The following is a 9797-nucleotide window of genomic DNA, read 5'->3' as shown; positions in this document are numbered from 1 at the left end:
GCTACAACCCCACTCGCCCTAAAAAAAGACTACCCTGTTTTCATAGACCAAAAGGCTAAGGATATGGATTTTATCAAGGTTTCTGCTGGTAAGGTTGGCCATTCCTTAAAAATAAAACCAGCCGATTTGCAAAGAGCAACCAAGGCCAGCTTTGCTGATCTGATAAAATGATTTTAACTAAGTTTGAAAATGGCAAAAAAACTTCTTTTCAAGTCTCAAATGATTATGGTTTTGAAAAAATATCCGAAAGCGAAAGTCAAATCGAAGATACTTTTTCATTAAGCCTGGCAAATGACCTTGATAATGAGAAGTTAAGACTTTTAGTAATCCTCTCTCCAATTTTTATTGCAGCCTTTGATAACGGGACCCAAGAGTTAGAATTTCTAAAAACAACTATAGAAAATTCTAGCTTTCCATATGGACTTTATCCTAATTTTTTCAAAAACTTTGATCCGAATAAATATTTTGAAGTCTATGAGGCGCAAGATAATAAAAAAATTAGAGAAGATATTATCCTAAGTCCAAAATCAACAATAAATTTTTATTTTAATCCTCTAGAAGATTCCTACCTTAAATCTCTTATAGCCATGATAGATTGTTTGATAGAAGACATTGAAAATAGGAAAAACCTTTTAAAATATTTTGCAAATATGAGAGATGATATTGTTATAAATGGCAGGAGGTCGATTTTAGCTAACGGAATCCAAGCTTTTTATTTGAATAAGTATGTAGTTGTACGGATGCTTGAATTAATCGACTTAATAAAGACAAAAAAACCTGACGCCTCTAGATTTTTAGGTCCAATCTACGACCTAGTTTCCAATCTAAATACGCCAGCTTGTCTTAAATAAATATTAAATCATCATGATTTTTATGGTATTTTGGAAGCCTAAACTTAAATAGTAATGGCTTCCTTTTTTCTTTTCTCCTATCAAATTAGCTAATCTTTATATCCACAAAGAGCATTACTTTTCTTAATAAGAAAGTAAAAATCTTATCAATATAATTCTTAGAATTATCTTACAAATCCTTTACTATAAGCTCTGCAAGTTGCACAGCATTCAAAGCGGCTCCCTTTCTGATATTATCAGCTACACACCACAAATTAAGGCTCTTATCCTCTGAGAAATCTCTCCTAATCCTGCCAACAAATACTTCGTCCTTACCACTAGCAAAGGCTGGCATAGGATAAATCTCATTAGCAATATCATCTTCTAATATTGCTCCTGGAGTACTTGCAATAATTTCTCTGATATCCTCTAGGTCAAAATCTTCCTTTAATTTTAAATTTATGGAAACACCATGAGAATTTGTTACTGGCACCCTTATAGCTGTGGCAGTAATTTTTATCGAATCGTCTCCCAAAATTTTTCTAGATTCGTTAACCATCTTCATCTCTTCCTTAGTATAGCCATTTTCAAGGAAAGAATCTATTTGTGGAAGGAGGTTGTCGTAAATTTTATACTTCCAATGATCATTTTTCTTTTCATATAGGTCTTCAAGAGCCCTTTCGCCCCCACCTGATACGGCTTGGTAGGTGTTATAAACAATTCTTTCTATACCATATTTTTCATAAATTTTTGAAATAGCAAGGACAGATTGGATTGTAGAACAATTTGGATTTGCAATTAACATGTCATCTTTTTTGATATGGTCTGGGTTGACTTCAGGAATTACAAGTGGCACGTCTTTATCCATCCTGAAAAATGATGAATTATCAACAACCCTAATATTATTTTTAACAGCAAGAGGAACATATTTTTCAGACACGCCAGCTCCTGCTGCGAATAAGGCTATGTCAATTCCCCTATTATCAAAGGAATCTTCCTTTAATTCTTCAATAACTACTTTTTTTCCTTGAAATTCGATTTCTTTGCCAGCAGATTTTTTTGAAGCAAAGGCGAATAACCTATCAACAGGGAAATTTCTTTCTTCTAGGATATCCCTAACCTTGCTTCCAACTAAGCCGCTTGCACCAACAACAGCTACATTTACCATTTTTTTCTCCTTTTTATGAAAAATATTTTTAAAATCTTATATATGGCTTTTCCTTGTATCATTAGATATACCATATGCTGTCTAATATTTAAATATAGGATGACCTAATAAACAAAAAACGGGTACAGATATTTTTACCAGCAAATATGACCCTAATAAATAGTAGGCTCTTCATGTAAAGCACATACTTATAGCTCTAAAGTTCTTTTACCTATTTACCTCCATATAAAAAATCACGGGCAAAAGGCCCATGATTTTCCTTTCACCTGACCTAGCAAGTAATCCAGCAAAGCCTAGCTAGGTTTACCGACAATCATAGTCCTCTTTGACCTCTGACCTATACCATGTATTTCGACAGGCTAGAACTTTCGCCTCCTCCTAATTGTACCTGCAACTCCTTAGCTAAATCTTTATTTATTAAAAAGTCTATCATTTTTCCACGATTTTGTCAACTTCCAAATGATTTTTATGCAAGTATTTTTATTTTAATACAAATTGATTTTGATAAAAAAATATATTTTTTTTATAAATTAGTAAGATTTCGATATCATTTACATTATGTTTATTATTCTACTAAAAATCTTATTTTTATTTTAATTCATAAATTAACACCTATGTATAAAATCCATCCATGATGCTATTTACAAAGATAATTCCTTAAATACAAAAACCAGAGTAAGGATTATTCCCTCTCTGGTTTTGTTATATTAGATTCTCTTGTTAGTATTTCTCCAAATACCTATTTCTTCTGCAGCCTTGATTAATTCATCTCTATTATCTGGGTGGGCTAGGCTTACAAGAGCTTCTGCTGCTTGCCAAGTTGTTAGACCCTTGAAGTTTACAATACCTTGCTCAGTTGCTATATAGTGAGTATTGGATCTTACAGCTGTCGCTTGAGTTCCTGGTGCAAAGGTTGGAACTATATTAGAAATTCTCTTGCCTTCTTTATTTATCTTTGATGATGTAAGTGCAATTATTGACCTACCACCCTTTGATCTATAAGCTCCAAGAACAAAATCTAAGGCTCCACCGGCTCCTGATATGTGTTTTGTTCCTACAGATTCAGCTGAGATTTGTCCCCAGAGGTCTACTTGTAAAACTGTGTTTATTGATACAAAGTTATCAAGAGATGCTATTACATCAATATCATTTACATAGTCAACTGGTGCTGCCATTAGCTCTTCGTTATCATCTATATAATCATAAAGTTCTTGGCTACCTGCTGCAAAAGCGTAGGTTTGGCGACCGATGTCTATATTTTTCTTACGTCCTGTAATCCTGCCTGCTAGAGCCATTTCTCTAAAGGCATCTACATACATTTCTGAGTGAACTCCAAGATCTTTTAGGTCTGATTTGGCAATTTCAGAACCGATAGCGTTTGGTAGTCCGCCAATACCGATTTGGATAGTATCTCCATCACGGAGCATATCTACTACATAGTTTGCTGCCTTAAGTTCCTCTTCACCAAAAGAAGCTTTTGGAAGGGTTAACATTGGATAATTTGTTGATTGGTAAACATAGTCAACATCTTTAATATTTATAAAGTTATCAAATCCACCAAGTGCTCTTGGTACGTTTTCGTTAATTTCTAGAATTACCTTGTCAGAATTTTGGAAGGATGCCATAGCGTGACTTACAGATACACCAAAGTTGAAGTTTCCGTGCTTATCCATTGGACTAACTTGGAAAACTGAAACTGCAGCTCTTGGCGCATTTTCTTTTATATATCTTGGTAGCTCGCTGTATTTGATTGGAATAAAGAAAGCGCTATGCTCTTTTGAATTAATTAACTTTCTTTCTACGCCTGATGAGTGCCATGAATGGTAGGTAATATGCTCTCCTGTAGGGTCAACTGATGCTGTAGGTGAATTGTAAGCAAGGATTCCGCCCCTAACCTTTACGTCTTTTAATTCATTTACTCTCTCAGCCAAAGCCTTGTCAAAGTCAACTGGTGTTAGGGCACACCATCCCATTTCTACCCAATCACCGTCCTTTACCATCGCTGCTGCTTCTTTTGCAGTAATCAATTTTTCTTCATATAATTTTTTAAAATCCATATATTCCCCTTTATAGTATCGTTTTCTTTTTACAATTTATATATACCCAAAATCACAAATTATTATCAATGTATTCTATGTATTTTAAATTTTTTTGCTAAATATAGAAAAAAGGTATGCAGATAAGAATTACCTGCACACCTTAAAATTTATCTTATCTTTCTACTATAACTGCAGTACCCATACCGCCACCTATACAAAGTGTTGCGATACCTTTTTTAGAGTCTCTCTTTTGCATTTCATATAGAAGTGTTGTAAGGATTCTTGCTCCTGATGCACCAACTGGGTGACCGATTGCAATAGCTCCACCGTTTACGTTTACTATATCTGTGTTTAGTCCAAGTTCTTTGATTACTGAAAGAGCTTGAGCAGCGAATGCTTCGTTAGCTTCGATTAGGTCGATATCTTCAAGAGTTAGGTTAGCTTTTTCTAGAGCTTTTCTAACTGTTGGGATTGGGCCTGTACCCATGATTTTTGGATCAACACCTTCTGTAGCGTAGCTTACGATTGTAGCAAGAGGTTTAACGCCAAGTTCTTTAGCTTTTTCTTCGCTCATTACTACTAGACAAGCAGCACCATCATTGATACCAGAAGCGTTAGCAGCTGTAACTGTACCTTCTTTGATGAAAGCTGGTTTTAATCCAGAAATGCTTTCTTTAGTAACGCCTTCTTTGATATATTCATCAGTATCAACAACTGTTACTTTGCCTTTTCTGCCTTTAACTTCTACTGGGACGATTTCGTCTTTAAATCTTCCTTCAGCTCTAGCTTTAGCAGCTTTTTGTTGACTTTCTGCAGCAAGAGCATCTTGTTCTTCTCTTGTTAGACCGAATTTTTCAGCTATATTTTCTGCAGTAACACCCATGTGGTAGTTGTTGAATGCATCCCAAAGACCATCTTTGATCATTTCATCTACAACTTTTTTATCTCCCATTCTAGCTCCCCATCTTTCATCTGTTAAAAGGTATGGAGCGTTAGACATTGATTCTGTACCACCTGCTAAAACTACATCGCAGTCACCTGCAAGAATCATTTGAGCTGCTAGGGAAACTGATCTTAGACCTGAACCGCAAACGATGTTTAGGGTCATAGCTGGTTTTTCTATTGGAATACCAGCGTCTAGAGCGATTTGTCTAGCGATATTTTGGCCGTTACCTGCTTGAAGTACACAACCAAGGATTGATTCGTCTATATCTTCTGGTTTGATACCAGCTCTTTCGATAGCTGCTTTAGCTGCTACTGCACCTAATTCCCTAGCTGAAACTGTTTTAAATGCACCACCGTAAGCACCAACTGGTGTTCTTGCTGCACTTGCTATTACTACTTTTCTTGTCATAATTTCTCCTTTAGTTTTTCTTAAAATCTATTTATCTTATTTGCTGTAATCGTAGAAGCCTTTGCCTGTTTTTCTACCAAGGTCTCCAGCTCTTACCATTTGTCTTAATAGTGGGCATGGTCTGTATTTGCTATCACCAAATTCTGTGTAAAGAACTTCCATGATTGCTAAGCATGTATCAAGACCGATTAAATCACCTAGAGCAAGAGGGCCCATTGGGTGGTTTGCACCAAGTTGCATACCCTTATCAATATCTTCTACGCTTGCAAGACCATCAGCTAAAACGCCAACTGCTTCGTTGATCATTGGGATAAGAAGTCTGTTAACAACGAATCCTGGACCTTCTTTAACTTCGATAGGTTGTTTGCCAAGTTTTTCTGCAAGTTCAAATATTGCTTTATTTGTTTCATCAGATGTGTGAAGACCTCTGATAACTTCAACAAGTTTCATAACTGGAACTGGATTGAAGAAGTGCATACCAATTACATTTTCAGGTCTTTTAGTAACTGCAGCTATATCTGTGATTGAAAGAGATGATGTATTAGAAGCAAGGATAGCACCTTCTTTAACAACTGCATCTAATTCTTTGAAGATTTCTTTTTTAAGTTTTGGATTTTCTGTTGCAGCTTCGATAACTACATCACAATCAGCTAAATCTTTAACTTCTGTTGTATAAGAAATGTTTTTAATAGCAGCTTCTTTAGCTTCTTCTGTCATTCTTTCTTTAGCAACTTGTTTAGCATATGATTTTTCGATTCTTGCTTTAGCTTTTTCTAAGAATTCATCTTTGATATCTCTTACTACAACTTCATAGCTCTTAGCAGCAGTTTCAACAATGCCGCCACCCATGATTCCTGATCCAATTACACCAATTTTCATTATTTTTCTCCTTTATTTATTTTTAAATTCTGCTTTTTCTTTGTTGATAAAAGCATTCATTCCAGCTTTTTGATCTTCTGTTGAGAAGGTTAGGGCAAATAAGTTTTCTTCAACTTTGATTGCGCTATCTATATCTACTTGACCACCTACGTTTATAGCTTCTTTTGAAGCTCTAACTGCAACTGGTGCGTTAGCAGCAATTTTTGCTGCAAGTTTTTCAACTGTTTCGTCAAGCTTGTCAGCTTCAACAACTTCTTGAACTAAACCAATTTCATAAGCCTTGTCAGCTTTGATGTTTTTAGCTGTATAAATTAAATATTTTGCATAACCAGGGCCAACTAGTCTTTGAAGTCTTTGAGTACCAGCAAATCCTGGTGTGATACCTAGTCCTACTTCTGGTTGACCAAATAAAGCCTTATCACTTGCAATTCTGAAATCACAGCTCATAGCGATTTCGCATCCACCACCTAGGGCAAATCCGTTAATAGCAGCTATAACTGGAATTGGTAGGCTTTCAAGTTTTCTAAATACGTGAAGTCCCTTGTAACCAAATTCTTTAGCTTCTATTGGAGTTAGAGTAGACATTTCTTTAATATCTGCTCCTGCAACAAAGCTTCTGCCTTCACCTGTGAGTATTGCTACCCTAAGCTCCTTATTAGCTCTTACTTCATCAAGAAGAGTATTTAATTCATCTAATACTTCTGAGTTAAGTGCGTTTAAAGCCTCTGGTCTGTTGATAGTGATTTTTGCTATGTGACCATTAACTTCATACTTTACAGTTTTGTAAGTCATCCGTCCCCCTTTAAATTAAATCGTTTGCATTTTTTCAATTAGTATAAAGTCAGAATTGATTTTATACCAGATTACTTCTACTACATATATTATAACAGTTGATATTTTTTTGTCAATCTATTTTTGTATAAATTTTAACAAATTTTAAAAACGATTTTCCCTGAAAAAATATCAGCCTACAAGTGCCATGTAAAAGAAAAACCACTATTTAAGAAAATAGTGGTTTAATTTTAATCTCAGGCTTTTCTTGCTTTAATTTTTTCTATTAAAGCAGGAACTACTTCAAATAAGTCACCAACAATACCATAATCAGCTACATCAAATATAGGTGCATCTGGGTCTTTGTTGATAGCAATGATTGTATCTGATGCGTTAATACCAGCTATATGTTGGATAGCTCCAGAAATACCTACTGCTATATATACCTTTGGTGCTACAGTCTTACCTGATTGACCAACTTGGTGAGAGTGTGAAATCCAGCCAGAATCTACTAATGGACGAGATGAACCAACAGTTGCTCCTAGAGCTTCTGCTAAGTCTTCTATTAATTTTAGGTTGCTTGGATCTGCAAGTCCACGTCCACCTGAAACGATAAATTCTGCTCCAACTAAATCAACATCGTCTCCTTCATCTCTTGGGATAAAGTCAACAACTTTAGTTCTGATTTCGCCTGTGTATTCAATATTGTCTTCGATTTCTTCGATATTATCTTTTCTACCAAAAGCTTCTTTAGGGAATACGCCTGGACGTACTGTACCCATTTGTGGTCTAGAATCTGGGCAAAGAATTTGTGCCATTAAGTTACCACCAAATGCAGGTCTTGTCCATTGAACGTTACCTGTTTCAGCATCAACATCAAGTTCTGTACAGTCTGCTGTTAGACCTGTGTGAAGTCTTGAAGATACTCTTGGACCTAAATCTCTACCTTGGTTGGTAGCACCGATTAGGATTGTATTTGGGCTATATTTTTCAACAAGTTTGCATACTGCATTAGCATATACATCTGTGTTGTATTCTTTATAAATTTCACCTTCACAAGTAATGATTGCATCAACACCGTGGTCTTTTACTTGTTCTTTAGCTTTTGATACTTCAGCACCAATTATAACTGCAACTAAATTTCCACCAAGTGTGTCAGCCATTTTTCTACCTGGATTTAATAATTCAAGGCCTACATTTACTGATGATCCATCTTCTTTAGTTTCAACTAATACCCATAGGTTTTTATTTTCTGACATAGTTCCTCCTTAAATAAGCTTCTTATCAACTAAGGCTGCTATAAGCTTATCTGCTGCTTCATCAGCTTCCATATTTTCGAACATTTCGCCAACTTTTTCAACGGTTGGAGTATAAGATTTGTTAACTCTTGTTGGTGAACCTTTTAGACCGATAGCTGTTTCGTCTATGCTATCTTTAAGTTCTTCAAAAGTAATTTGTCCAATAGAAGCTTTTTTAGCCTTTAATTTATTTTTGATTTTTGGATATCTTAATTCTTCATCGCCATATTTTGTAAATGTTACTAGGGCTGGAAGAACTGATTGGATAACTTGTGCTCCACCTTCAACTTCTTTAAGAACTTTTAATCCACCTTCATTTAACTCTGCTGTATAAGCATAAGTTACTTGTGGAAGATCTAAGTGTTCAGCAAGTTCTGGTCCTACTTGAGCTGTATCGCCATCGATTGCTTGAAGGCCACAGAATACCATGTCAGGTTGTCCTTCTGTTTCAGCAACTTTTTTGATTGCTTCTGAAATGATATAAGATGTTGCAAGAGTATCTGAACCACCGAATTTTTTATCTGTAACTAGGTAAGCATTGTCAGCACCAACAGCTAGACAATCTCTAAGCATTTGATCTGCTTGTGGAGGTCCCATTGAGATAACTGTAATTTTAACTTCTGGGTCTTTGTCTTTAATTCTTAGAGCTTGCTCTAGAGCAAATGCATCGTAAGTATTAAGGATACTTGGAACGCCCTTTCTAATTAGTGTATTTGTAACCGGATCAATCTTGATTTCGTTTGTATCCGGAACTTGTTTAGCGCATACGAATATATTCATATATATCTCCCTTCGATATTATCTTAAAAGTGAACCACCAACTACCATTAACATAACCTCTGAAGTACCTTCATAGATTTCTGTTATCTTAGCGTCTCTCATCATTCTTTCAACTTCATATTCTTTTGAGTAGCCATAACCACCAAATAGTTGAACAGCTTTTGTTGTAACATCCATAGCAACTCTTGCTGCTTTTAATTTAGCTTCTGCTGCTGCAACTGTGTAGCTTTCGCCAGCATCTTTTAGTGTTGCTGCCTTATAAACTAAGTGACGAGCAGATTCAATATCTATAGCCATTTCAGCAAGTTTGAATTGTGTATTTTGGAATTTAGCAATTGGTCTACCAAATTGTTCTCTTTCTTTAACGTATTTGATAGCTTTGTTTAATGCTCCTTCAGCAATACCAAGTGCTTGAGCTGCTATACCAATTCTACCACCATCAAGTGTTTGCATTGCGTATTTAAAGCCCTTGCCTTCTTCGCCTAAAAGGTTAGCAGCAGGTATTCTACAATCTTGGAAAACTAATTCCATTGTTGAAGATGCTTTAATACCCATCTTGTCTTCTTTAGCACCAAAGTTGAAACCAGGTGTTCCTTTTTCTACTATGAAAGCAGAGATACCTTTTGTACCTTGAGATTTATCTGTCATAGCAAATACTACATATGTATCTGCGTAACC

At 35.6% G+C, this 9797-nt stretch carries 10 protein-coding genes; 2 read left to right on the top strand and 8 right to left on the bottom strand.

Going from position 1 to position 9797, the window contains the following annotated elements:
• A partial coding sequence (locus RQ907_RS05880; protein WP_311492451.1) for a YbaK/EbsC family protein occupies positions 1-171 on the top strand: 171 nt, incomplete at its 5' end.
• Entirely contained in the window at positions 168-851 is a 684-nt protein-coding gene (locus RQ907_RS05875; protein ID WP_311492450.1) for a hypothetical protein, read from the top strand. The genes RQ907_RS05880 and RQ907_RS05875, both read left to right, overlap by 4 nt.
• Before the next feature lie 169 nt (positions 852-1020).
• Here the strand turns inward: RQ907_RS05875 and RQ907_RS05870 are convergent, their stop codons facing one another.
• From RQ907_RS05870 to RQ907_RS05835, 8 genes are all read right to left on the bottom strand, one after another.
• Positions 1021-1998 carry an aspartate-semialdehyde dehydrogenase gene (locus tag RQ907_RS05870; protein ID WP_311492449.1) on the bottom strand — a complete coding sequence of 326 codons (978 nt, stop codon included), beginning with the start codon at positions 1996-1998 and terminating at the stop codon, positions 1021-1023.
• A gap of 707 nt (positions 1999-2705) precedes the next feature.
• Entirely contained in the window at positions 2706-4055 is a 1350-nt protein-coding gene (locus RQ907_RS05865) for an acetyl-CoA hydrolase/transferase C-terminal domain-containing protein (protein ID WP_311492448.1), read from the bottom strand.
• Between the two features lie 154 nt (positions 4056-4209).
• Positions 4210-5391 (bottom strand): acetyl-CoA C-acetyltransferase, encoded by a 1182-nt coding sequence (locus RQ907_RS05860; protein ID WP_311492447.1) that lies wholly within the window; start codon positions 5389-5391, stop codon positions 4210-4212.
• 36 nt (positions 5392-5427) lie between these two features.
• Positions 5428-6270, bottom strand: coding sequence for a 3-hydroxybutyryl-CoA dehydrogenase (locus tag RQ907_RS05855; RefSeq protein WP_311492446.1), 843 nt, complete (start codon positions 6268-6270; stop codon positions 5428-5430).
• Between the two features lie 12 nt (positions 6271-6282).
• Entirely contained in the window at positions 6283-7062 is a 780-nt protein-coding gene (locus RQ907_RS05850) for an enoyl-CoA hydratase-related protein (protein WP_311492445.1), read from the bottom strand.
• A gap of 236 nt (positions 7063-7298) precedes the next feature.
• On the bottom strand, positions 7299-8300 hold the full coding sequence (locus tag RQ907_RS05845) for an electron transfer flavoprotein subunit alpha/FixB family protein (protein ID WP_311492444.1): 1002 nt from the start codon (positions 8298-8300) through the stop codon (positions 7299-7301).
• Positions 8301-8309: 9 nt separating this feature from the next.
• The gene (locus RQ907_RS05840; RefSeq protein ID WP_311492443.1) at positions 8310-9119 is read right to left on the bottom strand and encodes an electron transfer flavoprotein subunit beta/FixA family protein; all 810 of its coding nucleotides are present in this window, start codon (positions 9117-9119) and stop codon (positions 8310-8312) included.
• A gap of 18 nt (positions 9120-9137) precedes the next feature.
• The coding region (locus tag RQ907_RS05835) for an acyl-CoA dehydrogenase family protein (protein WP_311492442.1) at positions 9138-9797 on the bottom strand (660 nt) is incomplete at its 5' end.

The organism is uncultured Anaerococcus sp. (assembly GCF_963510575.1).
Lineage (GTDB): Bacteria > Bacillota > Clostridia > Tissierellales > Peptoniphilaceae > Anaerococcus.
This window is presented reverse-complemented; position numbering and strand designations above follow the sequence as displayed.

What these genes read in the sequence shown, in the direction of transcription:
- RQ907_RS05875 (WP_311492450.1), top strand. Translation starts at nt 168, where the DNA reads ATGATTTTAACTAAGTTTGAAAATGGCAAAAAAACTTCTTTTCAAGTC.
- RQ907_RS05870 (WP_311492449.1), bottom strand. Translation starts at nt 1,998, where the DNA reads ATGGTAAATGTAGCTGTTGTTGGTGCAAGCGGCTTAGTTGGAAGCAAG.
- RQ907_RS05865 (WP_311492448.1), bottom strand. Translation starts at nt 4,055, where the DNA reads ATGGATTTTAAAAAATTATATGAAGAAAAATTGATTACTGCAAAAGAA.
- RQ907_RS05860 (WP_311492447.1), bottom strand. Translation starts at nt 5,391, where the DNA reads ATGACAAGAAAAGTAGTAATAGCAAGTGCAGCAAGAACACCAGTTGGT.
- RQ907_RS05855 (WP_311492446.1), bottom strand. Translation starts at nt 6,270, where the DNA reads ATGAAAATTGGTGTAATTGGATCAGGAATCATGGGTGGCGGCATTGTT.
- RQ907_RS05850 (WP_311492445.1), bottom strand. Translation starts at nt 7,062, where the DNA reads ATGACTTACAAAACTGTAAAGTATGAAGTTAATGGTCACATAGCAAAA.
- RQ907_RS05845 (WP_311492444.1), bottom strand. Translation starts at nt 8,300, where the DNA reads ATGTCAGAAAATAAAAACCTATGGGTATTAGTTGAAACTAAAGAAGAT.
- RQ907_RS05840 (WP_311492443.1), bottom strand. Translation starts at nt 9,119, where the DNA reads ATGAATATATTCGTATGCGCTAAACAAGTTCCGGATACAAACGAAATC.